The organism is Kerstersia sp., assembly GCF_052103615.1.
Classification (GTDB): domain Bacteria; phylum Pseudomonadota; class Gammaproteobacteria; order Burkholderiales; family Burkholderiaceae_B; genus Kerstersia.
Window position 1 is genome coordinate 50,275 of the sequence record NZ_JBQEKA010000007.1, and the last position, 24,321, is coordinate 74,595.

A 24,321-nucleotide genomic window follows, 5' to 3' on the forward strand; every position below is an offset into this window, starting at 1 on the left:
ACCGGGGTGTGCGAGGCAGAAGCCCTGGCGCTCAATATCGGTTTTGTGGCGCGGATGAGCCGGGGCACCCCCTGGGCCTGGCTGAAAACGGCAGCATCGCTTGATGGCCGCAGCGCATTGCACAATGGCCAGTCGCAGTGGATTACCGGGCCGCAGGCACGCGACGACGGCCATCGCTGGCGGGCCCGGAGCTGTGTGGTCATGACCGGGATAGGCACGGTCTTGCATGACAACCCCCGGCTGAATGTGCGGGCGCTGGAAACGCCCAGGCAGCCGCGCAAGGCGCTGGTGGATGGTGACTTCCGCCTGCCTGAGGATGCCTTGCTGATCGAAGGCGCGCCTTTGCTGGTCTTCACGGCGCGTGAAGATGCCGCCAAGGCGGAACGCCTGGTCAGGCGCGGGGCGCAAGTGATACTGCTGCCAGGCGAGCGGCCTGGTGCGGTGGATCTGCCTGCGGTCATGCAATGGCTGGCGCAGGATGGGGTCAACGAAGTCCATGTCGAGGCCGGCCCCGGGCTGAATGGCGCCTTATTGGGTGCCGGATGCATAGACGAACTGATTTCCTATGTCGCGCCAGTGTTGCTGGGCGAGGCTCAGCCCATGGCGCGCTTGGCGGCCTTGGACAATTTGGCGCAGGCGCAGCGTTTTGAATTCACCGATATGACGCGCCTGGGCGCGGATGTGCGGCTGCGTGCCAGGGCCGCAGCCCATTGGGACGCCTTGCGCGAGCGGGTAAGGCTGGCCTGAAGGGCGCGCAGACGCGCCTGGCGGAGGCAGGATGGCCAGGGTGTTCTGTGCAGGGGCATGCCCTTGCGCAGGTCGCGATGGCGGCGGGGCAGGCCAATGGGTGGAGTATGCTTTCAGCATTGCCATGGACCGGCCGTGAGGGCCGGAATCAAGACGGGGAAGGTGACTGGCCTTCTCCTTGAAAATGTTCAGCAGGAGCAGTCATGTTTACTGGAATCGTTGCCGCTGTTGGGAAAATTGAAACTGTGACGCCGCTGGGGGCTGGCGCGGCCGCTGGCGTGCGCCTGGCGATTCGCGCGGGTACCCTGAATCTGTCCGATGTGGCGCTGGGCGATTCAATCGCCATTCAGGGCGCCTGCATGACCGTGGTGGAAAAGACTGAAGGCGGGTTTGCCGTGGACGTGTCGCGTGAAAGCCTGAGCCTCACCGTCGGCCTGGAGACGCCGGGTGACGTCAATCTGGAAAAAGCATTGCGCGTGGGAGACTACCTGGGCGGGCATATCGTGTCCGGGCATGTGGACGGCCTGGGGACTGTCGTGCGTTTCCAGCCCGTAGGCGAATCGCATGAGTTGGTATTGCGTCTGCCTGCCAGTCTGGCGATTTACCTGGCATATAAAGGCTCGGTGACAGTCAATGGCGTCAGCCTGACCGTGAATCGCGTGCAAGACCTGCCGGCAGGCTGCGAGATTTCCATCAATCTGATCCCCCATACCGTGGCCGTTACCACCTTGCAGCACCTGCAGGCGGGCAGCAAGGTGAATATTGAAATCGACACCATTGCCCGCTATGTCGAGCGCATGGTCGGCGTGCGCAACCAGATTGCCGTCACGGATTAAGGCCCAAGCGATGCAGGCTTACCGCACAATTTCGTCTGAAGCATTGAAAAAGCTGCAGACCATGGCGAAAGTTTGCTAGAATTACGGATTCTCGTGGCCCATGGTGTTTACATGTGCCGCGTAGCAGGACAGGTGGCCGAGCGGTTGAAGGCGCACGCCTGGAAAGCGTGTATACGTGAATAGCGTATCGGGGGTTCGAATCCCCCTCTGTCCGCCAAGAATTCAAGCCCCTGAGTGATCAGGGGCTTTTTCTTTTTCTGGAAAACATTTGTGGCGGCGCCAGCACCAGTGCGGGCGCGGGCGCGGGCGAGGCAATATAGGGCTTCCGGACGCCTTCAGTATTGCCAGAATGGATCGTTTTGCCAGTCGTTTGGCAGGCCCATTGCTTGTCTGGGAATAGTCGAGAATTCGTTGAACAGTTCGCGCAGCCGCTGGTGCCACTGGGTATTGGGGCTGGTTTGTTGCATCAGGTGATGCAATATCGCGAGCACGATAGCGATACGGGTAAGCGGCGCATTCCGGTCGAGATACTTAGGCCAGGAAAAATGTAGCTGCTTGGGATGCTCAGGGCGGATACCCAGTTCGCGGTTCCATAGACGAGCGTGGTGGGCGCAGATATTTCGCACGATGGTCAGCGTGTGTAGCCAGGATGCCAGCAGGGGGGCGGGCAAGTGCAATTGTTTTGAAATGGCTTTTCGATCGCTATCTCGCGCCAGGCCACTGTACAAGTGTGATAAATCGCCGAACGTTAGTTCTTCTTGCATGGCCCAGCCAGGCATGAGGGCAGGGGTGTCGTAGGTCAAGGCATAGTGCCGCGCATAACTTTCCTGAGCGCGGCGTTGCTTCAGGGCAGCCTTGTGCGCAGAGTCAGTATCGGTGCGCCGTTCTATGCGTTCGATTTCACGACGGAAGTCATCCTGGGCTTTGTGCTGTACGTTCTCGATGGTCTGCAGCAGCCGTGCATGGTTATAGCTGGTTTTGAACAGCGAAGGTTGAAGGTACCAGTGGGTGCCATGTGCAGGCCCCATGTGATTCGAAACCGCGGCGCGTATTGCGACTTCAGTGCGTTCGATCGCATCCGTGACCAGCAAGCGCAACCGGCGGTCAAACTCATACAGGTTGGTGATTTGGCGGAATCTTATACCTGGTCGGAACCGGTGGACGGATTCACCTGGTATTTGCCATGGCCGCATGTATGGCGTCAGCCGGAAAAAGCTGACGGCTTGCAGAAAACAGGCTGCTCGCTTTTCATCATGAATGCTCAAGCCTCGTGTCTTGAGCAAGGCGATCTGTTCGATGACCGTGATGGCCGGTTTGTTGAAGGTCCCGGGATGGCCTTGCATTTTTCACAGGCAATAAAAAACCCGCACGATTTGAGCATATTTGCCTGGGCAGACATAGGCTTGGCGGGTGTGTTAAGTAAAAGTATAAAAGGGTTCGGGGGCTTCGCCAAGTATCCCCGCACCATTTTTACGCGTCTGTTAGCGTTTTGGCGGGGCAGGGTGCCTATTTACGCACTGTGTGGTGTATTGGGCACGAACCAGATGCGCAGCACATTGCCCGGGGCGGCGCTAGTGAGCGCTTGCAGTTTCCAGCCCAGCCGTTCGCAGATCAGGCTGACGATGAACAGGCCCAGGCCGGAGAGTGACAGGAGCTCGCTGGCATCGGCCTGAGGGTCATTCAGGTAGGTTTGATAGGCATCCGGCAGTCCCTGGCCGTGGTCGCGGATATCGACATATTGGGTGTCCAGCACGACTTCCACGCCGGCATCAGTGTGTTGCAGGGCGTTCTGGATGAGGTTGCGCAGCAGCATTTTGACGAGGACAGGGTCGCCCTGAACCTGGGGCTGCGCGGCCAGCGCCAGTTGCAGGCGTTGCGGCGCAGCGGGCAGGTGGCGGTTGAGGTCACTCTGGATATCCTGGATCAGGGCCGCCAGGTGAATGGTTTCACGGCGGTCGGTCTGGGCTTTGCGGCGGGTCAGGCGCAGGATGATGTCGATATTGTCTGTCATTTCATCGACGGCGCGCCGCATGCGCAGCAGCGGCCCTTGATCGGCAATGCTCAGGCCGCCCCGCCGTTCGATGACATCCAGCGCACCGGCAATGACGGCAATGGGGGTGCGCAATTCATGGCTGGCCAGTCCCATGAGCGATTGTTCGCGTTTGACGTAGGTTTCCAGTTCATTGAGGAACACATTGAAGGAGCGGGCAATGGTTTTCAGTTCCGCGTCCTGATAATCGTCATCGACGCGCTGCATGCGCGGGGCTGGTTTGGTGTCCCGGATCTGGCGCGAGAGTTGCTGGACAGGTGACACCAGCCGTTTGCCGGTCAGGCGCGCCAGGAAGATGCCCAGCGCGATGACGGCAATACCCAGCAGCATCAGAAAACGATGGAATTCGTCTTCGCGGGTTTCAAACAGGGTGATATCTTTGGCCAGGTAAAAACTGCCGCCCTGGACTTCATTGCTGGTAATGAGAAAGGTGTGCTTGCCGACTTCGACTTCGCCGGAAAAGGGGAAGGGCAGACCGCGAAATAGCGCCGGCATGCGGGTGTCGGCCTGCATGCCGGAGGGCACGAAGTAGGCTGTCAGCGTCGCAATATCCCAGACCAGGATTTCGTTGGCGCGGGCATTGCTTAGCAGAAAGTCCCGCTCTGTCTGCATATCCATTTCCAGCAGCGACTCTTCCAACTGCTCATTGGCGATCAGCACGGATGCCACCGTGACGATGAAGGTAATGAGGATGGCTCCCAAAACGGTGCGGCGGATGCGGCGTTCAATGGTGCTGGTACGCTTCAGAGAGAAGATGGACATGGATCAGGCCTCCTCTGGAGGCATCATGCGGTAGCCGCGGCCGTGCAGGGTCTTGATGACATTGGCGCCCAGGTGTTCTTGCAGCAATTTGCGCAGCAGGTAAATGTGGGTGCGCAGGGTGTGCGGCTCGACTTCCTTATCGCCCCAGAGGCTTTGCGCCAGCTGCTCATAGGAAACGAAGTTGGGGTAGGCGCGTATCAGCACTTCCGTGATATTCGCCGGCATGCCTGAGAGTTGCAGGGGCGCGCCCTGGCTCAGGCTGATGCGCAGGGTGCCGGGATCGAAAGTGATGCTGCCGGCATGCAGCACCGGGGTGCCGCTGGTGTTGCGCCGGTACAGGGCTTCGATGCGTATCGCCAATTCCTTGAGGTGGAACGGTTTGACGAGATAGTCGTCCGCGCCCTGGGTAAAACCGGTGACTTTATCGTCGATATGGTCTTTGGCCGTCATCATGATGATGGGCGTGGCGCAGTGCAGGTCATTGCGTATGCGCTGGCACAGCGTAAAGCCAGACATGCCCGGCAGCATGATGTCCATGACGATGACGTCGTAGTCATTGGTCGAGGCCAAATGCAGGGCGACCAGGCCATCAGCGGCGAAATCCAGCAGATACCGCCCGTCTTCCAGAAAGTCGCTGATATTGGCGGCCAGCGCTGCATTGTCCTCGATCACCAGCACACGGATGCGCTGTTCATTCATGGCTGGACATTTCCTTTGCGGGCGATAAAGGTTCTTTGACTGGGATTGGCATAGACCAGGGAATAGCGCCGGTTTTTGAAAAGTACTGGGCTATCAGGCGGTAGTCCGGCCTGGCTCAGACGGTTGTTTTCAATAGCCAAAAATACGCCTGCCGGGTACTGCGCCAGAAATTCCGGGGTGACAGGGCCGCGGTGCAATTTGGCCGTGTCCTTAGAATAATAGCGTGCAGAAAATGGCAGCTTATCTTGATAATAAAGAGGTTGGCCGTTCAGCGCATGCACTTGTTGGGCGGCAATCAGGCTTTGTTCGTTTTTCAGAAGATCCGGGCGCGCGAGGACTGCCAGGCAAAACAGCACGCCAGCAAGTGGAACTGGGGCCGCGAGCGCCTCCCAGCGCCAGCGGGCTGTGCTGACAGGAGCGCGCTGCGCCAGGGCGCATGCCAGCAAGATGGCGAAGGCGGGGAGTGCAGGCTGCACATAAGTCCACAAAATATTGCCGGACAGGGTGAAAAACAGCGGCGTCGCCAGTGCCCAGAGCAACAACAGGCTGATGTCGGGCGGCAGGGCGTGCAGATTGGGCCATGTGTTGCGGTGCTGCCAGGCACGGCGGCCTAGCAGCCAGAGCGCGTAAGGGCCCCAGGGCAGGGTAGCCAGGAGCCAGTCCAGCCAGATGCTGCCATAGATGCGCTGATGAGCGCTGCCGTAAAGATCCCCTTGCCAGCCGGGATCAACGAAACGGTAGAAGTGTTCGCCGACGATGAAATACTGCAGGAAGCCGGGCGTTTTCAGTTCAGCCAATACATACCACGGGGCGCTGAGCGCCAGGAATAGCAGGGTGCCGCCCATCCAGGGTAAGCGGCGCAGGCTTGCCCCTGCGAGTTTGCGATGCCAGAGCAGCCAGGGCAGGATGACGGCCAAGACCAAGACAATCGCCAGCGGCCCTTTAGCCAGCATGCCCATTGCGAGTCCGGCAAAGAATGCGTAGCCCCAGGCTGGGCGCAAGCCCGTTTGCTGCTTGCTGAACGCGACCAGGCAAAGGGTGATGGCCAGTGTCAGATAGGCGTCGGTGAGTACAGCGCCAGCCAGCACAAAGGTCAGCAGGCAGGAGCTGTAGATCAGGGTGGCATAGCGGGCGGCGGTCTGTCCAAGGCGTTCTTTGGCGTAAGCGTAGATCAGGGCAGCGGTGGCCAGCGTTGCCAGCCAAGCGGGCACGCGGGCGGCGAAGTCGCTGTAGCCAAATAGCCGGAATGAGGCGGCAGAAGCCCAAAAGGCGAACGGAGGCTTGCCCCAGAAGGGGACGCCGGGTTCGAACCAGGGCGTGATCCAGTCACCGCTGGTGGCCATCAGCCTGGCGATTTCTGCATAGCGCGGTTCGGATGTATCCGCCATTGGCAGGATGGCCATCAGCGCCAGGCGCAGTCCGAATAGCGCGGCCAGCAGCCAGAGCCAGCGCGGCAGGCGTTCAGTGGAGACCATGTTGGTACTCCTGCATGGGGGCTTGGCGCTGTTCGGTCTGTATGCTGACGGCCTGGCCATGCAGAACGTCGCGGATCAGATAGACCGGACGTTGCTTGGTCTCCATATAAGTTTTGCCGACATACTCACCCAGCAGTCCCATCGTGACGAGTTGCACGCCGCCCAGGAACGCGATGATGGCCACGAGTGACGGATAACCTTGCACTGATTCGCCATACAACAGCGTTTTGGCGGCAATGAATAGGCCATAGGCCAGACCGGCGCCCGCGACGGCCAGTCCGAGGCCGGAGGCCCAGCGTAAGGGCTTGATGGAAAAGGACGTGATGCCTTCAATGGCCAAGCCGATCAGGCCGCGGTAGTTCCATTTGGTTTTCCCCGCAGCACGCGGTTGGCGTTCATAGAGGATCTGGGTGGTCGGGAAACCAATCCAGGCAAAGATGCCTTTCATGTAACGCGAGCGTTCGGGCAGTTGTTGCAGCGCCTGGACGGCGCGGGCGCTGAGCAAGCGGAAATCTCCCGTGTCTTCAGGAATGGGAACGTCGCTCAGATGGTTGAGCAGGCGGTAGTAGAGATGGGCGCTCAGACGCTTGTGCCAGGGGTCACCGGCACGGGAACGGCGGCGCATGGTGACGACATCGGCACCGGCGCGCCAGGCGCGCACCATTTCCGGGATCAGGGCAGGGGGATCCTGCAGATCGGCATCAAGAATGATGGTCGCGGCGCCAGTGCAATGTCCCAGGCCGGCAGACATGGCGGCTTCTTTGCCGAAGTTGCGGCTGAGGCGGACGACTTTGACGCCAGGTTGGGAAAAGGCGAGCGCGGCTAGTGCGGTGCTGCTGCCGTCCGTGCTGCCGTCATCGACAAAGACGATTTCATAACTGAGATCCAGGCTTTGCAGGACGGTGCTGAGTTGTTCATAGCACAAGGGCAGCACATCGACTTCGTTATAGACGGGGATGAGCAGGGACAAGGCCGGCAGTCGCGCCGCTGTCTGTGTGGGCGAGTGAAGGGAGCGGATGTGGTTCATAGGAACACGAATCTCCTGGAGGTCCCGCAAGGAAAAAGGGCGGGGGAGGCAGCGGCTGCAAGTGGCGCGGCAGAGGCAGGCACACCTTGGCGCAGGCACGGATTGCCGGCCTGAGATTGGGTAGGGAAAAGCAACCGCGCAAACATGACGAAAAACGATCCAGAATGAGGCAGAGGCGCGGGCGAAAGCGCCCCGAAGTGATGCCAGCGGATCGTAGATTTCGGCGCGTCGAAAGCGCGTCAAAGAAAAATGAAAAGCGCGTCAAATCCCCGCTAAAGCCCGGATTTACCGGGTTGCGGTGTCTTTAGACGGGCGTTTTATGCAGGAGGCGGCGACGCGCCGGGCAGGGCCTGGCGGTGCTCCGTCGCAGGCAGCAATGGGAGAGAGGTGAGTGTGCGGGGGGAAGGGGGCGGGTAGAGCAGGCGCCAGTGAGTGGCGGCGCGTTCGTGGCGCCCGGTGCCGCCGTTAAAGCGCGCCGCCCTGTTGCAGTTTGCGCCGGACCACCTCTTTCTGGGTCAGCGGTTTGATGGGGTTGTCCTGGAAGGCCTGCATGAAGTTGTCGCTGGTCCGCATGACGTGGGTCCAGAGGACGGTTTTCAGGCGGGCGATTTTGTTTTCACGGATCAGCTGGATCAGCATCGCGTGGTCATGCATGGAGCGCTTGGGCTCGTTCTTGGCATGCAGGGCCAGCTGGGTGCGCAAGGTGGCGACCCGGCCCATGATCATGCGATAGCCTTGCATGAGGTAACGGTTGCCGGCGTTTTCCAGGAAAGCGAGGTGGTATTGCGTATCCAGCTGGCCATAAGTGCGGATGTCGCCGTCTTCGACGGCCTGTTCCATTTGCGCCAGCAGGCGCTCCAGCGCTGCCGCCAGGTTGAGCGGATTGCGCATGACGGCCAGCTCGGCGGCCTGTAATTCCAGACAGGCGCGGTATTCGCATAGCTCGATGATGTCTTCCAGGGTAGGCGTGAAGACATAGGTGCCGGACTTGGGCACGATATTGACCAGCCCTTCGAGCTGCAGCAGGTTCAGGGCTTCGCGTATCGGTGTGCGGCTGACATCAAAGGCCGCGGCCAGGTTTTCCTCCGACAGGGCTTCGCCGAAGTCGAAAGCGGCATTGATGATGGCATCACGGATCTTGTCCGCGACTTCCGCGGACATGGAGGATTTGGTGGCGGTGCTTTTAGTTGGAGTCATGACAGAGCGGTCGAATGGCGTTTTGGCACATGGTCAATGGTTGGCCAGGAAAACGAAATAGCGAGATCGCAGACGCGGATGGCGGGAAGATCCCGGCCGGCAGGGACAGTGTCCCGGCACCGGTGGCCGTGGCTGGCAGTCATGGTCCGCTTCGATTATTGCGCACAATCTGGCCTTGTTCAATGTCGTGCAGGGGGACTGCGGCCCGTATCTGTGACATGGTGTTAGGCTACTCGCTAACCCGAATTGCATACTAGTTCTGCTATGCTAAGATCGCCAAAAAACATCGGACAGGCCGAGGAGGCGAGGGTGCTGCATACAGAGGATCAGTCCTGGTTCGCAGGGCGAGTCGTGGTAGTGACGGGGGGCGCTTCCGGGATAGGGCGGGCCATTGTGGAGCGCTTGCTGGCTTTGCAGGCCCGGGTATCGGTCTGGGATGTCCGTGAGGATCGCCTGGCGGCCTTGAGCCAGCAATATGGCGGGCAGGTACTGGCGCTCAAGGTGGATGTCAGTGACAAGGCCGCCGTGGATGCGGCGGCAGATCAGGTGGCAGAGCAGTGGGGCGGGATTGCGCACCTGGTCAATAATGCGGGCATTATCGGACGGCGCATGACGCTGGCCGATCTGGATGCGGCGGAACTGGACCGCGTGCTGAGCGTGAATCTCAAGAGTGTGTTTTTCGCGACGGCGGCCTTTGCCGCGCGCGGCGGCGTGTTCACGGACCGCTCCATGGTTTCCATGGCCTCTATCGCGGCGCGTACTGGCGGCATGGTGGGCAATATGGTTTACGCCGCCACCAAGGGCGCCATTGCCACCCTGACGCAATCCTTTTCCAAGGAGCTGGCGCCTGCCGTGCGTGTCAATGCCTTGTCGCCCGGCATTATTGATACCGAGATCCAGATGGATTCGCTGGGGGACCCCGGCGCCATTGCCGCGCTGGCGGACATTATTCCCCTGCGCAGGCTGGGGGCGCCGGCTGAAGTGGCCGAAGCCGCCGTCTGGCTGTTGTCGCCCGGTTCATCGTATGTGACCGCCAGTATGCTAGATGTGGCCGGTGGCCGCTGATTCACGCGCCAGGAGTCTGAATGATGTCAACATTGAAGGAATTGCTGAGTGCCGGCAAGCTGATCCAGGCCCCAGGCGCCGCGGATGCGCTAACGGCGCGTCTGGTGGAGCAGGCGGGTTTTCCGGCGGTATATATGACAGGGTTCGGCGCGACGGCCACGACGCTGGGCATGCCGGATCTGGGCTTGATGACACAGACCGAAATGCTGGAGCATGCCAGGCGCATGGTGCGTGCCACCGCATTGCCTGTCATTGCCGATGCCGATACTGGCTATGGCGGCATTACCAATCTGCTGCGCACAGTAGAAGATTATGCGCAGGTCGGCGTGGCGGCGATTCACCTGGAAGACCAGACCCTGCCCAAGCGCTGCGGCCAGCTTAGCGGGGTGCAATTGGTGGATGCCGACGCGCAGGTGCGCACGCTTAAGGGGGCGGTGCGGGCCCGCGCCTGGTCGGACATGCTGTTGATTGCGCGCACCGATGCCCTGGGTGTGCATGGGGTGGAGGAAGCGGTGCGGCGCGCCAATCTGTACGCTGAAACCGGTGCTGATCTGGTGTTTGTCGATGGCGTCAAAACCATTGCGCAGGCCGAGGCGATTGCGCGCCATGTGCCGGGCCGCAAGGTGTTGAGCATTGTGGATGGCAATGAAACACAGCAGCTGACGGCATCCGATATTGAGCAAATGGGCTTTGATGTCGTGTTCTATGCGCTTTCCACCCTGCTGGCCGCCGCGCGTGCGTCGGCCCGGGTGCTGGAAGCCTTGAGCGTCAATGGCAATACCATGGCCGTCACCGACGATCTGGCGACCTACGGCGAGTTCATGAAGATGGTGGGTTTGCACCGCTATCACGATTTCGAGAAGGAATTCGGCCAGGCCTGATCGGGCGATAGAGCCGGAGACAACAAGGAGAGGAGCTGGAAATGAAGAAACTCGCAGTGATAAGCGGTTTGGCGCTGGCCCTGACGATAGGGGTATCCACCGCCGCCAATGCTCAGGAGCGTGCGCGCTGGCGCATGCATTCCGCCTATGCCAAGGCCATGCCTGTGGCGGGCGCGACGGCTTTCCAGATCGGTGACGAAGTCAAGTTGCTGTCGGATGGAAAATTCGATATCCGTGTATTTGAACCCGGCGCCATCGTGGCCGGTACACAGTATTACGATGCGGTCTCCAAGGGTGCGATTGACGCGGCTTACGGCTCCCCCGGTTTCAACGTCGGCAAGAATTCTGCCTATGCCTTTTTTGCAGCGGTTCCCTTTGGCCCCGGCGCGGGTGAAATGCTGGCCTGGCTGCGCCATGGCGACGGCCTGAAACTGGCGCAGGAGATGTATGCCCGCGACAATATCCATATGCTGCCTTGCGGGATTCTGCCGCCGGAAAGCGGCGGCTGGTTCCGCAAGGAAATAAAATCGCTGGATGATTTGCGCGGCCTGAAAATGCGCTTCCTCGGCCTGGGCGCCAAGGTGATGGAAGAGTTCGGCGTGTCCACGCAGCTGCTGGCGCCGGGTGAAATTTATCAGGCGCTGGAATTGGGCACGCTCGATGGCGCTGAACAATCCGTCCCGGCGATTGACCGCGGCCTGGGGTTCTACCAGATCGCCAAGTTCAATTACTTCCCCGGCTGGCACCAGCAATCGACGGTGCAGGAATTGCTGATCAACAAGGACAGCTGGAGCAAGTTGAACCCGGCGCAGAAGACCATGATTGAAATGGCTTGCGACCGCGCGCTGGTGGATCAGTTTGCCGCCGGTGAAGCCGGCCAGTACGACATCATGCGCCAGAACGAGGCGGATGGCGTGCAGATCAAGATGTGGCCGCCCGAGATGCTGGAAGCCTTCAGCAAAGCCTGGGATAAGGTCGTGAAGCAGGAAGTGGCGCAGAACCCGGATTCCGCCAAGGTCTGGGAAAGCCTGTCCAAGTTCCGTGACGACTACAAAATCTGGGGCGAACGCGCTTATCTCCAATAAGCGGTCAGGCTGGCAGTGCCCGGGTGGGCGCTGCCTTTGCCCTCAGGCAGGAGCCGCCGCGCGGCGGCTCTGTCACGCTGGAATTTGATGGCCGTTAGTGGAGCCCGCCATGCGCCAGTTACTTGTAGTGTCAGACATGCTGTCCAGACTGTGCGCGGGTGTGGCGCGTCTGGGCTCATGGCTGATTCTTCCCCTGATTCTGGTGATCGTCTATGACGTCGTCACCCGCAAGATCGTTTTCATCCAGCAGTGGGTCATGAACAGCTGGTTGTACGAATACATTTCCCCGACCAAGCTGCAGGAAGCGGAGTGGCATTTGCATGCCATGATTTTCCTGATGGCCTATGCGCTGGCCTATCTGAACAGCGCGCATGTCCGCGTCGATCTGTGGCGTGAAAAACAGTCTGAACGCCGCCGCGGCTGGGTCGAACTGATCTGCATCCTGATTTTTGCGCTCCCGTTTTGCGGCGTGCTGGTGTACGAAGCCTGGCAGTTTGTGATGAATGCCTATGTGCAAGGCGAAGGCTCTTCTGCCTTGACGGGGATTCCGCACCGCTGGGTGATCAAGTCGTTTCTGTTGCTGGGAGTCTCGCTGCTGGTGCTGGCGCTGCTGGCGACGCTGGCACGCCTGGTGATTTTCCTGTTTGGGCCGCAGGCCTTGCGCCCGGAGGCCTTGGCGCGGCTGGGCATGGTTCAGCAGCCGGCGGATGAAAACGCGCGTGATTCTGCCGAGGTGCAGTGATGGAAGCCCTCTACAACCATTTTTACGACTACCTGGGCGGTTACATGTTCATCGCCCTGGCGCTGTTCGTGTTCACCGGCTTTCCGGTCGGCCTGGTGCTGGGCGGCCTGGCGCTGCTGTTCGCCCTGGGCGGCATAGGCCTGGGCGTGATGCATACGTCCGAGCTGTATCTGTTTGTCGAGCGGCTGTGGCAGAACGCGGCCAATAACCAGATCCTCGTGGCGGTGCCCTGCTTTATTTTCATGGGCATCATGCTGGAGAAAAGCCAGGTGGCCGATAACCTGTTGCGCGTGCTGCAGCTGCTGCTGCGCCGTGTGCCTGGCGGTCTGGCGCTGGCCGTTGCCTTGCTGGGGACGATTCTGGCGGCGACAACAGGCATCATCGGGGCGTCGGTCGTGATGCTGACCATGATGGCTTTGCCGGCCATGCTGGCGCAGAAATACGATGTGCGGCTGGGAACGGGGATTATTGCCGCCAGCGCGACACTGGGCATTCTGCTGCCGCCGTCCGTGATGCTGGTCATGATGGCCGACCTGATGGCCATTTCGGTTGGCAATCTGTTTTTGGCGGCCATCCTGCCAGGCCTGATGCTGGCGGCGTTCTACTGCATTTATGTGGTGGTGATTTCCATGATCAAGCCGCAGCTGGCGCCGCGCGTGGAACGCCAGGAAAGTGAAATCGGCGCCTGGAATCTTTTGATGCTGGTCATTAAAGGGGTGCTGCCGGTTTCTTTCCTGATCGTGCTGGTGTTGGGCTCCATCTTCGCCGGGTGGGCCACGCCGACGGAAGCCTCTGGCATCGGCGCTTTTGGCGCGATTTTGCTGGCGGCTTTTTCGGGCAAGCTCAAACGCGCCATAGTGGATAAAGTCTGCATGCAGACGGCGCTGACTTCGGCCATGATCTTCCTGATCTTCGGCGGCGCGACGGCCTTTTCCTATGTGTTCCGCGCGCTGTATGGCGAAGACCTGATCCTGGATTTCATCCAGTGGATGGGGCTGACGCACTGGAGTCTGCTGTTCCTGCTGATGGTCGTGATTTTCCTGCTGGGCTTTTTCTTCGATTGGCTGGAAATCACCTTGATTATCCTGCCGGTGTTCGCGCCCATTATTGGCAGCTTCGCGCCGGAGTTCGCGCCAGCGCTGGGGATAGAGCACTTGTCGCCGGAAGACCAGAAGTCCATGGTGCTGCTGTGGTTCGCCATTCTGGTGTCCGTGAATCTGCAGACTTCGTTCCTGACCCCGCCATTCGGTTTTGCCCTGTTCTTCCTGAAGGGCGCGGCGCCGTCGTCGGTCAGCATCAAGGATATCTATCGTGGCGTGACGCCTTTTGTCACGATCCAATTGCTGGGTGTGCTGGTATTGGCGCTGTTCCCGGCCATTGTGTTCTGGCTGTTGTAAGGCAGCACTGCCCGGGCCAAGGCCCGGGCAGTTCCGTGTCGCGCGGTAAGGTCCGGGCCGTTGCCTGGCGATGATTACAGGCGCAAAGACAGGGGCGCGGCGCCCGCATGGATGCTGGCGGTGGCCAGACGCGCCGGTTGCATCAGATTGATCAGTTCCACCCGGTTGCGCACGCCGGTTTTGGCATAAATGCTTTTGACCTGGCTGCGTATGGTTTCCGGGGAGCGCTGATGCCTGGCGGCAATCACGGTCACGCTATGGCCTTCGGCGATGCTGCGCAGCACGCGGGTTTCGGCGTCGCTGAGCCGGTAGGCCAGCGAGAAATACTGGTAGTCGTGCAGGACGCCGTCGCCCTGTTGCGGCCCTTCTACCAGCACGAGGACGGTCGGGCCTTCAAAAAAGAGCGAGATGGGGTCTTTATTCACACGGATCAGGGTCAGCCGCGTCTGTTCGTGGATGAAGCTTGCGACCTTGGCGCCGTCGTACTGGCGTGTCAGCATTTGCTCAAAGCCTTGCATCGCCTTGGGCAGGCTCAGGCGCAGCCGCCCGTTGATGCCTATGCCTAGCGGTTTGCCCGATTTGGCGAAAGCTTGCCCGGTGCGGGAGATGAATTTCACCTGGCCGTAATCGCCGCAGATGGCATAGCCGATGTCGATGGCGTCGAGTAACGTGGCCCCGATATCGGCGAAGTTCTGCTGGAACAGCCCCTTGCGGTAAAAGCGGGCGGCGCGCTGCAAGTGCGGCGCGATGCGTATCAGCTGGCGCGCGTAGGGACGATTGAGGTCTATGTCATTGCGTGCCGTCAGCACGGACAGAATGAAGGCGCAGTGCGCGTTGTCTTCGAAGTCCTCGCGTTCTATCGTGACACCCATGATGGAGTTGGCCGAGATCGGCTTCATGAAGCCGTTGTAGTACTCGGTGCGCGAGAATTTCTCGAAAGGAATGACTTCTTCCAGCAGGACGCCTTCGCCGGTTTTGCGTATGTCGCAGTTAAAGCGCAGGGGGTTGAGGGCGCCATAATGGTTCACGAAGGAGTCCATCGTGGACGCTTCGATACCGGTCGATAGAATGAAGGGCTGATAGTTCTGCGAGGTGTCGCTCAGGTGGAGCGTGGCTTTGCCTTCAGGTAAGGGGCGGGCAATGGTTTCCAGCAATGCCGTCCACGAGATCTCGCCCACCAGCGTGGCGTAGATGGCATCAATCAGTTCATCGTCGCTGTGGGCGTTAGCAGTCATGCGCTGTCCTGTTCAAGGTGGCGTTGCGGGAGCTGCCTGATAGCGCTGGAAGGCCTGCTGTGGCACGAGACAGCGCTATCAATCCATTATGGACGAGTTGTGGCCCTTAGGGGGGCGCGGCAGGCGTTTCCGCCAGGCTCAGGCTCAGGCGCCGGCAGGACGCTGGCGGCTATAGGCCAGCAGGATGATGCCGGTAATGACGATGGCGCCGCCAATAAGCTGCGTGGTGTTGAACATCTGGCCCAGCACCAGCCAGCCCAGACAGAGCGACGCGACAGGCTCGATGTTCATGACGGGCGCATTGCGCGCCATATCCAGGCGTGGCGCGAAGACAAACAGCGAACTGAAGGCAATCGTGTAGAGAATGCTCAGCAGCACCAGGGCCAGCCAGCCCAGGGAATTGGCCGGGACAGCCATGCCGCCGGGAATGATATCGGCCAAGCCGGCGATTACCATGCCGCTAAAGACGATCAGGATGGTGTAGAAGCTGCGCACCGGGCCGGGGACGGCCGAGAGTTTGTGTTCGGTGATCCACATGCCGACGGCGAAGACGCAGGCCGCGCCGAAACTGAACAGCAGGCCGGTGACCCAGTGCGGGCCAAGTTCATGGCCGCCATTGATCAGGGTGGGCAGGTCCAGAACAAACAGCAGGCCAAAAAGAATCAGGGCCATGATGCCGGCGGTTTTGCGCGTGGGCGGTTTGCCGCCCAGCGCCCAGGTGAGCAGGGCCAGCAGGATGGGAAAGGTATTGGCCACCAGCAGCGCCAGCGCGACGGGGATGCGCGCCACAGCGGAATACAGAAACAGGCTTTGCATGGCAATCAATAGCCCCAGGACTATTTGCCATTTGCGGGTGCCGGCTGGCATGCGCGGCGCCTGGCGCAGCCAGAGCAGGAGGGCGGTCAGGGCCAGCAGGCTGGCGCCGGAGCGAAACAGAATGGCCACCAGCAGGCCGGCGCCGTTGTCGAAAGCCAGGCGTGCGGAAACGTGGTTGCCGGCAAAACAGGTGCCAAGCAGCAGCAGAATCGCAATAGCGAGATGGCGGGGCAAGGGCTGTGCAATGACAGGCGCGGTCATGGTGTCTCCGTAGGCGGCAGGGGGATGGCCCGGCCAGTCTGCCCGCGCTGCGGTCAGCAGGCGGGCAAGTGTTTTTATTCGCTGCGTCCGGCCAGGACGAAAGCGCCCGTCTGGCCGGGCCAAGGGGCATTTCGCCGGCGTCAGCGTGGCATCAGGGCGGCGTAAAGGGATTCAAGGGGGTGCGGTCTGGCGTGCCGGGTGTGGCGGCAGGCATGGACAGCAGTAGGGCGGCGCGCCGGTCGGGCAGCATCGTAACGTCAGGATTATGGCATTTTCCATGCTGTCAGGACAGCAAGAGCCAGGCCTGGCGCGGGGCCAAGATGGGCATGTTATCTTTTGCTAAAGATGCAATGCCGCGGGGCAGGCCATGCCGCGTCAGGACATTGCGGGAAATGGCATTCATGTTTTTCTGGGGAACGCATGCAACAACGGGGACAGAATCCGGGGCCGGCAGCGCATGCCGCGCCAGAGGTGGGGGCACCTCTTGCGCAGGGCGATAGCCGGCAGGCATTGCCTTGGCACACCCTGCCGGCGGAGCAGGTGCTGACGTATTGGCAGAGCAGCCCGGCAGGGCTGGATAGCGCGCAGGCGGCCCAGCGGCGGAAGACCTACGGCCCGAATCGTTTGCCGGTGGCGGCGGGCAAGCCAGCCTGGCGGCGTTTTCTGGCGCAGTTCCACAATAGCCTGATCTATCTGCTGCTGGCGGGGGCATTGCTCAGCCTGGTGCTGGGCCATGGCGTGGATGCCGCGGTCATCCTGCTGGTGGTGGTGGTCAATGCCATTACCGGTTTTGTGCAGGAGGGGCGAGCGCAACAGGCCATGGATGCGATCCGGCGCCTGATCGCGCCCCACGCGACGGTGTTGCGTGATGGCGGCCGCATGGTGTGTGAGGCGGCGGATCTGGTTCCTGGCGATATCGTGCTGCTGGAACCGGGCGACCGGGTGACGGCGGATTTACGTCTGTTGCGCGCCCGCGGGCTGATGGTGGATGAAGCCATCCTGACTGGCGAATCCGTCAATGCGGTCAAGCAGAGCGGCATCAATGCGCGGGATGCCGCGCTGGGTGACCGCTCGGGCATGGCATTTTCTGGCACGCTGGTGGTGGCTGGCATGGGCGCGGGCGTGGTCGTGGGAACGGGGGCGGCGACGGAAATCGGGCGCATCAGCACGCTCATGGGCCAGGTGGAAGTGCTGAGCACGCCGTTGCTGCGTCAGGTGGACCGCTTCAGCCGTATTTTCGGGCTGGCTGTCCTGGTTTGCGCAGCCTTGCTGTTTGTGTTTGCAGTCGGGGTACGCAGTTATGGCTTGCTGGACGCCTTGATGGCGGTGGTCAGCCTGGCGGTTGCGGTGGTGCCCGAAGGCCTGCTGGCCGTTATGACGATTACGCTGGCGATTGGCGTGCAGCGCATGGCGCGGCGCCAGGCCATTGTGCGCCGGCTGCCCGCGGTGGAAACCCTGGGCGCGACTTCCATTATTTGCTCCGATAAAACCGGCACGCTGACGCGCAATGAAATGACGGCCCGGCGCCTGGTGATGGCGGATGCCTGCTGGGACACCTCAGGCCAGGGTTATGCGCCGCAAGGGGAGCTGGTGCCGCTGGCGGCGGCAGGCCCGGAGGCGGCCCAGGCCTTGCTGCGTTGCGGCCTGTTGTGCAACGACGCCCGTTTGTACCAGGAACCGGATGGCGCCTGGTGCGTGCGCGGTGACACCATGGAAGGGGCGCTGCTGGCGCTGGCGGCCAAGGGCGGCCTGGATGCGGCTGAAGAAAGAATGGCCTGGCCGCGCCTGGATGAAATCCCGTTTGATGCCCGCTATGCCTATATGGCGACCCTGCATGGTGATGCGGCGGGCAGCGGCGCCCGGCTGTTGTGCCTGAAAGGCGCGCCGGAAAAAGTGCTGGCGCGCTGCGCGTCGCAGCGCGCCGCGCAGGGTGACACTTTGCTGGGCCGCCCATATTGGGACGCGCAGATTGCCGCGCTGGCAGAGCAGGGCCAGCGGGTGCTGGGTTTCGCGGTGCGCGAGCTGGGCGCGGAGGAAAGCCTGCCGCTGGATCCGGCGGGCCTGGCGGATGATTTTGTCATGCTGGGCGTCATCGGTTTCATTGATCCGCCGCGTGACGAAGCGCTGGCTGCCGTGCGTGATTGTCTCAGCGCCGGTATCGAGGTCAAGATGATTACTGGCGACCATGCCGCGACCGCGCTGGCGATTGCGCGGCAACTGGGTTTGCAGCCGGATCCCGAGGTGCTGAGCGCGGCTGCGCTCGATAACATCAGCGATGCCGACCTGCCTGCCGCCGCGCAGCGGACGGCCGTATTTGCCCGCGCGACGCCCGAACATAAACTGCGGATTGTGCGGGCGCTGCAGTCACGCGGCGCCGTTGTGGCCATGACCGGCGACGGTGTTAACGATGCGCCCGCCCTCAAACAGGCGGATGTCGGGGTGGCGATGGGAGGCAAGGGGACTGAAGCGGCCAAAGAGGCGGCGGAAATCGTGCTGGCCGATGACAACTTTGCCTCGATTGTGGCGGCGGTCAAAGAGGGGCGTACCGTTTATGACAATCTGACCAAAGTGATTTCCTGGACGTTGCCGACCAATGGCGGTGAGGTCATGGTGGTGATTCTGGCCTTGCTGATGGGTTGGGTGCTGCCCATGTCCACGGCGCAAATTCTCTGGATCAATCTTGCCACGACGGTCACGCTGGGGCTGGTGCTGGCATTCGAACCGGCAGAGCCGGGCGTGATGGCGCGTCCGCCGCGTCCTGCCGGGCAAGCGCTGCTGTCGGGGTTTTTGCTGTGGCGGGTGGGTTTTGTGTCTTTCCTGTTCATGGTGGGCGCCCTGGGTATTTTTTTGTTTTTGCAGGCTGGCGGCGCGCCGCTGGAAGTGGCGCGCACGGCCGTCGTGAACGTGATCGTGGTGATGGAGGTCGCCTATTTGTTCAGCGTGCGTTATCTGCACATGCGCTCTTTCCACTGGCAGGGGATCAAGGGCACGCCAGCGGTCGCGTTGGCGCTGGTGGCGGTGACAGCCGGGCAGCTGCTATTCACTTATGCGCCTTTCATGCAGCGCTGGTTCCAGACTGCGCCATTGACGGCCGGGCAGGCGGCTGCGGTGCTGGCCGTGGGGGCTGCCTTGTTTGTTTTGCTGGAAATTGAAAAGGCGCTGGCCCGGCGCTGGCTGGGCGAGGTGGTCTAGGGCTTGCCGCCAGGCGCGGCCAGCGCCTGGCGCTAAGGCCGCGTCAGGCCTAGTCAGGCCTCGTTGAGCATGCTTTCCTGTTTGATGCGGCGGTGTCTGGCTTCCATTTCTTCGCGCAAGGCCCGCCGCTGGATTGCGGCTTCATAGCGCTGGCGTTCTTCCAGCGTGACGGGCTGCAGCGCAGGCACGGCGGTGGCCTTGCCGGTGTCATCCACGGCGACCATCGTGAAATAGCAGCTGTTGGTGTGGCGCACCATTTGCTGGCGGATATCTTCCGTCACGACTTTGATGCCGATTTCCATGGATGTTCTGCCGGTGTAGTTGACGCTGGCATAGAAGGTGACGAGTTCCCCGACATGAATGGGCTGGCGGAACATGACCTGGTCCACTGAGAGGGTAACGACGTAGCTGCCGGCGTACCGGCTGGCACAGGCGTAGGCAACCTGATCCAGGTATTTCAGGATCGTGCCGCCGTGGACGTTGCCGGAAAAATTGGCCATGTCCGGTGTCATCAGGATACTCATGGAAAGCTGGTGGCGATGTTCATTCATGTGCGGCTGCCGAAGGAGAGCAAAAAGGCCGATTCTAGGTCTTGTTGCCCGGGAAAAGGGCGTGCGGGCCGCCCAGGCGCTGATAAGTGCCGTTATCCGTGCGTGCGGCCAACCCAGCCAGCTCCAGTTCCCACAGCGCGGCGCTGACAGCGGCGGCATCCATCGCGCTGCGCTGCGCCAGATGGTCCAGGGGGGCCGGGACATCGGACAGAAAAGGCAGCAGCCGGAGGGCGTTGGCCGGTGCCGGTGCCGGGGCTGGCGCGGCGGCGAGGGGGGCTGCGGCGCGGCCCGGGAGGGCCGGGCAGGGAGGCAGTTCTTCCAGGATGTCGGCCACGGTTTCGACCAGCTTGGCTCCTTGGCGGATCAGGGCATGGCAGCCGTGGGACAGCGGGGCATGGATAGAGCCGGGCAAGGCGAAAACTTCCCGGTTTTGTTCGGCGGCCAGACGGGCCGTGACCAGCGAGCCGCTGCGCGTGGCGGCTTCGATGACCAGCGTACCGAGGGTGAGCCCCGCCACCAGGCGGTTGCGGCGCGGGAAGTGCCCCGGCAGCGGCGGTGTGCCTGGCGGATAGTCGGAGAGGATGGCGCCTTGCCGGGTGATGCGCTGGGCCAGTGCGGCATGGCTGGCAGGGTAAATGATGTCCGGGCCGCAACCCAGGATGGCCAGGGTGGCCGCCGAGTCAGGCGCGCCATCCAGCGCGCCGAGATGGGCGGCGGCGTCGATGCCGCGTGCGAGGCCGCTGACGATCAGCCAGCCCGCGCGTGCCAGCGCCTGGGCGAAGGCCTGGGCATTTTGCCTGCCCCCGGGCGTGGCGTTGCGGGCGCCGACGATAGCCAGGGCGGGCCGGGCCAGCGCGTGGGGATCGCCTTCGAGATAGAGGACGAGCGGGGGATCGGCCAGTTGGCGCAGCCGTTCGGGGTAGCAGTCATGGAGCAGGGGGATGGCATGGCGCGCAGGGTGGCCGCGCAACCAGGCCTGGGTTTGCGCCAGGCGCGCAGCCAGCTCAGGGGCGGCGGCCTGGCTCAGTTGCCGGGCCAGGCCAGGGGGCAGCCATGCGGCCAGCGCGCCGGCGGTCTGCTGGTAAATATGCGCCGGTGTGCCGTAATGCTGCAGCAAGGCGAGCGCTGCGCGCAGCGGCAGGCCGGGTTCCTGCGCGAAACGCAGCCAGGCGGACAGGTCGGAAGCGTGAAGGGAGTAGGCGCTGGGCATGATGCCAGTCTGGCATGCCCGCTGGGCCGCCGAAAGGAAAGTGTGAGCATTTCGGCACACTTGGCCGCGCAGGCAGGGGCTTCACCCGTTCATTCTCATGGCTTTTCCCGTGGCGGCGGGGAAGATGATTTATGATGTGCTTGTGCGCGTCTTAGGGCGCTTTTTGTGTTCCTTCGGTTCCTTGCCATGGCATTGCTCCCCATTCTCCGTTATCCCGATCCTCGTCTGCACAAGGTTGCCAAACCTGTCGAGCAGGTTGACGAGCGTATTCGCCAATTGGTGCGAGACATGGCGGAAACCATGTATGAAGCGCCCGGCGTCGGCCTGGCGGCAACGCAGGTCGATGTGCACGAGCGCGTCGTCGTGATTGATGTCTCTGAAAACCAGGAAGAGCTGCGGGTGCTGATCAACCCGGAAATTCTCTGGCATAGCGACGACAGCAAGATTTATGAAGAGGGCTGCTTGTCGGTGCCTGGCGTGTACGACGAAGTCTGCCGTCCGTCCCAGGTCAAGGTACGGGCCATCAATGAAAAGGGCGAAACCTACGAGTTTGACGCCGATGGCCTGCTGGCTGTCTGCGTGCAGCACGAAATCGACCACTTGGATGGCAAGGTGTTTGTCGAGTATCTGTCCAGCCTGAAGCTCAACCGCATCCGCAACAAGTTGCGTAAGCAGGCCCGCGAGCTCTCGCGCGCCTGATCCCCGCCGCTGCCGGGCGTTCGTGTCCCGGCGGCCTGTTCCGCCGCGGTGCCCTGACTGGGCGCGCGTCCGTCAATTGCTGTTACTCCTGAATCTTACCCATGCGACTTGTCTTTGCCGGGACACCGGAATTCGCACGCATCGCTTTTGATGCGTTGCTGGCAGCGGGGCATGAAATCGTGCTGGTGATGACGCAGCCCGATCGTCCGGCCGGCCGCGGGATGAAGTTGATGGCCAGTCCGGTCAAACAGGCCGCGCTGGCAGCGGGTATCGAAGTGCTGCAGCCGCGTAGCCTGCGGCTGAATGGCAAGTTTCCTGATGAGGCCAGCGCAGCCCGTGCCGCGCTGGAAGCGGCGCAGCCGGATGCGATGATTGTCGCGGCCTATGGCCTGATTTTGCCGGCCTGGACGCTGGCGTTGCCGCGCCTGGGCTGCCTCAATATTCATGCCAGCCTGTTGCCGCGCTGGCGCGGCGCAGCACCGATCCAGCGTGCCATCGAAGCCGGGGACGAACGTACCGGCGTGACCATCATGCAGATGGATGATGGGCTGGATACTGGCGCCATGCTGCTGGAAAAAAGCACGCCCATCGGGCCTCAGGATAATGCGGCGCAGCTGCATGACAGGCTGGCGGCGCTGGGCGGCGGGGCCATTGTCGAAGCGCTGGCAGGGCTGGCGCGCGGCGAGCTGGCAGCGGTGCCGCAGCCCGAGGAAGGTGTGTGTTACGCCGCCAAGCTGGATAAGGCGGAAGCGCCGCTGGATTTCACCCTGCCGGCTGCCTGGTTGGCGCGGCGCATCCGCGCCTTTGACCCGGTGCCGGGCGCGACGGCGCGCCTGCCTGGGCTGGCCGATCCGGTCAAAGTGTGGGAGGCCCAGGCCTTGCCTGATGATGCCGCTTCCCGCGGCCAGGCGCCGGGCAGTGTGCTGGCGGCTGCGCCCGAGGGCATTGATCTGGCCACGGCAGACGGCCGTCTGCGTTTGCTGACGCTGCAGAAGGCGGGGGGCAAACGCCAGCCGGTGGATGTATTTGTGCGCGGCTGGCAAGCCGCCGGGGAGCAAGGCAAATGACGGCGGGTGCAGTGCTTCAGGCGCCCTTGTCGGCGTTGTTGCTGGATACGGCTGCCGCGGTTGAGGCGGTGCTGGCAGGGCGGTCTTTGACGGAAGTTCTGGAAGAATTGCCGGCGGCGCGGCGTCCGGCGGCACAGGCCCTGTCTTCGCATGTGATGCGCACCCTGGGAACGGCGATTGCAGATCGTTCGTTTCTGGTGCGGCGCCGGCCGGAACAGCCATTGTTGAATGCCTTGTTGCTGAGCACCCTGGCGTTGCTGGATGCGGCTGTGCGCCATGAGCAGGGCAAGGCCTTGCCGCATGAACCCCATTACGCGCCATATACGCTGGTTGACCAGGCCGTGGAAGCCGCTGCCGGGCATGCGCGGCTGAAGCATTTCAAGTCTCTGGTCAATGCGGTGGCCCGCAGTTTCCTGCGCGAGTATGAGCAACTGCCGCGGGATCATGTGGAGGCGCGCTGGAACTTCCCGGAATGGTGGGTGCGAAAATTGCAGTTTGCCTGCCCGGATGATTGGCAGGCCGTGCTGGAAAGCGCGGCAACGCCAGCGCCCTTGACCTTGCGCGTCAACCGCCGCCGCGCATCGCTTGCCCAGGTGGCCGATGCGCTGGCTGAAGCTGGCATACAGGCTGAAACAGTGGGGCAGTGGGGACTGGTGCTGCACGGTTCGCATCTGGTGGCGCGTTTGCCGGGCTATGAAGAAGGCTGGTGGTCGGTGCAGGACGCCGGTGCCCAGCTGGCAGCGGAATGGCTGGCGCCGCGCGACGGCATGCGCGTGCTGGATGCCTGCGCCGCGCCGGGCGGCAAGACCGCCCATTTGCTGGAGTGCGCTGATCTCGATCTGCTGGCGCTGGACGCGGATGCGGGCCGCTTGGCGCGGGTACATGAAAATCTGGCGCGGCTGCGCCTGAACGGCCCCGGCGTGCAGGTGCGCGCCGGGGATGCGGCGCGGCCGGAAAGCTGGTGGGATGGCCGGCAATTTGATGCCATGCTGGTCGATGCGCCCTGCACCGCGTCAGGTGTCGTGAGACGCCATCCGGATATCCGCTGGTTGCGGCGCGAGGCGGATGTGCAAAAAACGGCGGCATTGCAGCGCCGGATGCTCGATGCGCTCTGGCCATTGCTGGCGCCTGGCGGTCGTCTGTTATATGTCACATGCTCGCTGTTCCCGGAAGAATGCGCGGGTCAGGCCAAGGCATTCCTCAAGTCGCACAGCGATGCGGTAGCCTTGCCAGCGCCGGGGCAATTGCTGCCGGTTGGGGCGAATGCAACACTGTCGCAGCAGCATGACGGTTTTTTCTACGCCTTGTTTGCCAAGCAGGCCTGAAT

21 protein-coding genes and 1 tRNA gene are annotated in these 24,321 nt (G+C 62.1%); 12 read left to right on the forward strand and 10 right to left on the reverse strand.

Translation table 11 applies throughout. The annotated features are described in order from the left end of the window. From ribD to ACTJGZ_RS03600, 3 genes are all read left to right on the forward strand, one after another. The coding region (gene ribD / locus ACTJGZ_RS03590; RefSeq protein ID WP_441661579.1) for a bifunctional diaminohydroxyphosphoribosylaminopyrimidine deaminase/5-amino-6-(5-phosphoribosylamino)uracil reductase RibD at positions 1–747 on the forward strand (747 nt) is incomplete at its 5' end. 203 nt (positions 748–950) lie between these two features. After that, positions 951–1,583 (forward strand): riboflavin synthase, encoded by a 633-nt coding sequence (locus ACTJGZ_RS03595; protein ID WP_441661580.1) that lies wholly within the window; start codon positions 951–953, stop codon positions 1,581–1,583. Positions 1,584–1,709: 126 nt separating this feature from the next. Continuing rightward, positions 1,710–1,800 (forward strand) — tRNA-Ser (locus tag ACTJGZ_RS03600). Positions 1,801–1,918: 118 nt separating this feature from the next. On the opposite strand, the gene ACTJGZ_RS03605 is transcribed toward ACTJGZ_RS03600, so the two are convergent. The 6 genes from ACTJGZ_RS03605 to ACTJGZ_RS03630 all read right to left on the reverse strand — a co-directional run bounded on the left by ACTJGZ_RS03605 (position 1,919) and on the right by ACTJGZ_RS03630 (position 8,793). Beyond that, positions 1,919–2,926: an Abi family protein gene (locus ACTJGZ_RS03605; RefSeq protein ID WP_441661581.1), complete on the reverse strand. Its 1,008-nt coding sequence runs from the start codon at positions 2,924–2,926 to the stop codon at positions 1,919–1,921. 167 nt (positions 2,927–3,093) lie between these two features. Further along, complete coding sequence (locus tag ACTJGZ_RS03610; protein ID WP_441661582.1) at positions 3,094–4,395, reverse strand: ATP-binding protein; 1,302 nt, start codon at positions 4,393–4,395, stop codon at positions 3,094–3,096. Positions 4,396–4,398: 3 nt separating this feature from the next. Continuing rightward, positions 4,399–5,094 carry a response regulator transcription factor gene (locus ACTJGZ_RS03615; protein WP_441661583.1) on the reverse strand — a complete coding sequence of 232 codons (696 nt, stop codon included), beginning with the start codon at positions 5,092–5,094 and terminating at the stop codon, positions 4,399–4,401. Then, entirely contained in the window at positions 5,091–6,569 is a 1,479-nt protein-coding gene (locus ACTJGZ_RS03620; protein WP_441661584.1) for an ArnT family glycosyltransferase, read from the reverse strand. The genes ACTJGZ_RS03615 and ACTJGZ_RS03620 overlap by 4 nt, the downstream gene beginning before the upstream one ends. Then, complete coding sequence (locus ACTJGZ_RS03625; protein WP_441661585.1) at positions 6,556–7,596, reverse strand: glycosyltransferase family 2 protein; 1,041 nt, start codon at positions 7,594–7,596, stop codon at positions 6,556–6,558. Before ACTJGZ_RS03625 ends, ACTJGZ_RS03620 begins: the two co-directional genes overlap by 14 nt. A gap of 465 nt (positions 7,597–8,061) precedes the next feature. After that, a complete protein-coding gene (locus ACTJGZ_RS03630) occupies positions 8,062–8,793 on the reverse strand; it encodes a GntR family transcriptional regulator (RefSeq protein WP_441661586.1) in 732 nt (243 codons plus the stop codon). A gap of 309 nt (positions 8,794–9,102) precedes the next feature. On the opposite strand from ACTJGZ_RS03630, the gene ACTJGZ_RS03635 reads away from it, so the two are divergent. From ACTJGZ_RS03635 to ACTJGZ_RS03655, 5 genes are all read left to right on the forward strand, one after another. Beyond that, on the forward strand, positions 9,103–9,858 hold the full coding sequence (locus ACTJGZ_RS03635) for an SDR family NAD(P)-dependent oxidoreductase (protein WP_441661587.1): 756 nt from the start codon (positions 9,103–9,105) through the stop codon (positions 9,856–9,858). A 20-nt stretch (positions 9,859–9,878) separates the two neighbouring features. Further along, entirely contained in the window at positions 9,879–10,739 is an 861-nt protein-coding gene (locus ACTJGZ_RS03640) for an isocitrate lyase/PEP mutase family protein (RefSeq protein ID WP_441661588.1), read from the forward strand. Between the two features lie 41 nt (positions 10,740–10,780). Further along, entirely contained in the window at positions 10,781–11,824 is a 1,044-nt protein-coding gene (locus tag ACTJGZ_RS03645) for a TRAP transporter substrate-binding protein (protein WP_441661589.1), read from the forward strand. Between the two features lie 109 nt (positions 11,825–11,933). Then, the gene (locus ACTJGZ_RS03650) at positions 11,934–12,566 is read left to right on the forward strand and encodes a TRAP transporter small permease subunit (RefSeq protein ID WP_441661590.1); all 633 of its coding nucleotides are present in this window, start codon (positions 11,934–11,936) and stop codon (positions 12,564–12,566) included. After that, positions 12,566–13,963 carry a TRAP transporter large permease gene (locus tag ACTJGZ_RS03655; protein ID WP_441661591.1) on the forward strand — a complete coding sequence of 466 codons (1,398 nt, stop codon included), beginning with the start codon at positions 12,566–12,568 and terminating at the stop codon, positions 13,961–13,963. Before ACTJGZ_RS03650 ends, ACTJGZ_RS03655 begins: the two co-directional genes overlap by 1 nt. A gap of 74 nt (positions 13,964–14,037) precedes the next feature. On the opposite strand, the gene ACTJGZ_RS03660 is transcribed toward ACTJGZ_RS03655, so the two are convergent. After that, complete coding sequence (locus tag ACTJGZ_RS03660) at positions 14,038–15,198, reverse strand: helix-turn-helix domain-containing protein (RefSeq protein WP_441661592.1); 1,161 nt, start codon at positions 15,196–15,198, stop codon at positions 14,038–14,040. Positions 15,199–15,342: 144 nt separating this feature from the next. Further along, entirely contained in the window at positions 15,343–16,275 is a 933-nt protein-coding gene (locus ACTJGZ_RS03665; RefSeq protein WP_441661593.1) for an EamA family transporter, read from the reverse strand. 420 nt (positions 16,276–16,695) lie between these two features. On the opposite strand from ACTJGZ_RS03665, the gene ACTJGZ_RS03670 reads away from it, so the two are divergent. Further along, the gene (locus ACTJGZ_RS03670; protein ID WP_441661594.1) at positions 16,696–19,467 is read left to right on the forward strand and encodes an HAD-IC family P-type ATPase; all 2,772 of its coding nucleotides are present in this window, start codon (positions 16,696–16,698) and stop codon (positions 19,465–19,467) included. A gap of 53 nt (positions 19,468–19,520) precedes the next feature. On the opposite strand, the gene ACTJGZ_RS03675 is transcribed toward ACTJGZ_RS03670, so the two are convergent. Next, positions 19,521–20,018 (reverse strand): acyl-CoA thioesterase, encoded by a 498-nt coding sequence (locus tag ACTJGZ_RS03675; protein ID WP_441661595.1) that lies wholly within the window; start codon positions 20,016–20,018, stop codon positions 19,521–19,523. A 34-nt stretch (positions 20,019–20,052) separates the two neighbouring features. Next, positions 20,053–21,228 carry a DNA-processing protein DprA gene (gene dprA, locus ACTJGZ_RS03680; RefSeq protein ID WP_441661596.1) on the reverse strand — a complete coding sequence of 392 codons (1,176 nt, stop codon included), beginning with the start codon at positions 21,226–21,228 and terminating at the stop codon, positions 20,053–20,055. Between the two features lie 186 nt (positions 21,229–21,414). On the opposite strand from dprA, the gene def reads away from it, so the two are divergent. From def to rsmB, 3 genes are all read left to right on the forward strand, one after another. Next, positions 21,415–21,927 carry a peptide deformylase gene (gene def, locus ACTJGZ_RS03685; RefSeq protein WP_441661597.1) on the forward strand — a complete coding sequence of 171 codons (513 nt, stop codon included), beginning with the start codon at positions 21,415–21,417 and terminating at the stop codon, positions 21,925–21,927. Positions 21,928–22,028: 101 nt separating this feature from the next. Beyond that, positions 22,029–22,994, forward strand: a complete 966-nt coding sequence (gene fmt, locus ACTJGZ_RS03690; RefSeq protein ID WP_441661598.1) for a methionyl-tRNA formyltransferase — start codon at positions 22,029–22,031, stop codon at positions 22,992–22,994. Continuing rightward, positions 22,991–24,319 (forward strand): 16S rRNA (cytosine(967)-C(5))-methyltransferase RsmB, encoded by a 1,329-nt coding sequence (gene rsmB, locus ACTJGZ_RS03695; RefSeq protein ID WP_441661599.1) that lies wholly within the window; start codon positions 22,991–22,993, stop codon positions 24,317–24,319. Before fmt ends, rsmB begins: the two co-directional genes overlap by 4 nt. Positions 24,320–24,321 lie beyond the last annotated feature (2 nt).

What these genes read in the sequence shown, in the direction of transcription:
- ACTJGZ_RS03595 (WP_441661580.1), top strand. Translation starts at nt 951, where the DNA reads ATGTTTACTGGAATCGTTGCCGCTGTTGGGAAAATTGAAACTGTGACG.
- ACTJGZ_RS03625 (WP_441661585.1), bottom strand. Translation starts at nt 7,596, where the DNA reads ATGAACCACATCCGCTCCCTTCACTCGCCCACACAGACAGCGGCGCGA.
- fmt (WP_441661598.1), top strand. Translation starts at nt 22,029, where the DNA reads ATGCGACTTGTCTTTGCCGGGACACCGGAATTCGCACGCATCGCTTTT.
- ACTJGZ_RS03630 (WP_441661586.1), bottom strand. Translation starts at nt 8,793, where the DNA reads ATGACTCCAACTAAAAGCACCGCCACCAAATCCTCCATGTCCGCGGAA.
- dprA (WP_441661596.1), bottom strand. Translation starts at nt 21,228, where the DNA reads ATGCCCAGCGCCTACTCCCTTCACGCTTCCGACCTGTCCGCCTGGCTG.
- ACTJGZ_RS03665 (WP_441661593.1), bottom strand. Translation starts at nt 16,275, where the DNA reads ATGACCGCGCCTGTCATTGCACAGCCCTTGCCCCGCCATCTCGCTATT.
- ACTJGZ_RS03605 (WP_441661581.1), bottom strand. Translation starts at nt 2,926, where the DNA reads ATGCAAGGCCATCCCGGGACCTTCAACAAACCGGCCATCACGGTCATC.
- ACTJGZ_RS03670 (WP_441661594.1), top strand. Translation starts at nt 16,696, where the DNA reads ATGCAACAACGGGGACAGAATCCGGGGCCGGCAGCGCATGCCGCGCCA.
- ACTJGZ_RS03640 (WP_441661588.1), top strand. Translation starts at nt 9,879, where the DNA reads ATGATGTCAACATTGAAGGAATTGCTGAGTGCCGGCAAGCTGATCCAG.
- ACTJGZ_RS03650 (WP_441661590.1), top strand. Translation starts at nt 11,934, where the DNA reads ATGCGCCAGTTACTTGTAGTGTCAGACATGCTGTCCAGACTGTGCGCG.
- ACTJGZ_RS03655 (WP_441661591.1), top strand. Translation starts at nt 12,566, where the DNA reads ATGGAAGCCCTCTACAACCATTTTTACGACTACCTGGGCGGTTACATG.
- rsmB (WP_441661599.1), top strand. Translation starts at nt 22,991, where the DNA reads ATGACGGCGGGTGCAGTGCTTCAGGCGCCCTTGTCGGCGTTGTTGCTG.
- ACTJGZ_RS03675 (WP_441661595.1), bottom strand. Translation starts at nt 20,018, where the DNA reads ATGAATGAACATCGCCACCAGCTTTCCATGAGTATCCTGATGACACCG.
- def (WP_441661597.1), top strand. Translation starts at nt 21,415, where the DNA reads ATGGCATTGCTCCCCATTCTCCGTTATCCCGATCCTCGTCTGCACAAG.
- ACTJGZ_RS03645 (WP_441661589.1), top strand. Translation starts at nt 10,781, where the DNA reads ATGAAGAAACTCGCAGTGATAAGCGGTTTGGCGCTGGCCCTGACGATA.
- ACTJGZ_RS03610 (WP_441661582.1), bottom strand. Translation starts at nt 4,395, where the DNA reads ATGTCCATCTTCTCTCTGAAGCGTACCAGCACCATTGAACGCCGCATC.
- ACTJGZ_RS03660 (WP_441661592.1), bottom strand. Translation starts at nt 15,198, where the DNA reads ATGACTGCTAACGCCCACAGCGACGATGAACTGATTGATGCCATCTAC.
- ACTJGZ_RS03620 (WP_441661584.1), bottom strand. Translation starts at nt 6,569, where the DNA reads ATGGTCTCCACTGAACGCCTGCCGCGCTGGCTCTGGCTGCTGGCCGCG.
- ACTJGZ_RS03615 (WP_441661583.1), bottom strand. Translation starts at nt 5,094, where the DNA reads ATGAATGAACAGCGCATCCGTGTGCTGGTGATCGAGGACAATGCAGCG.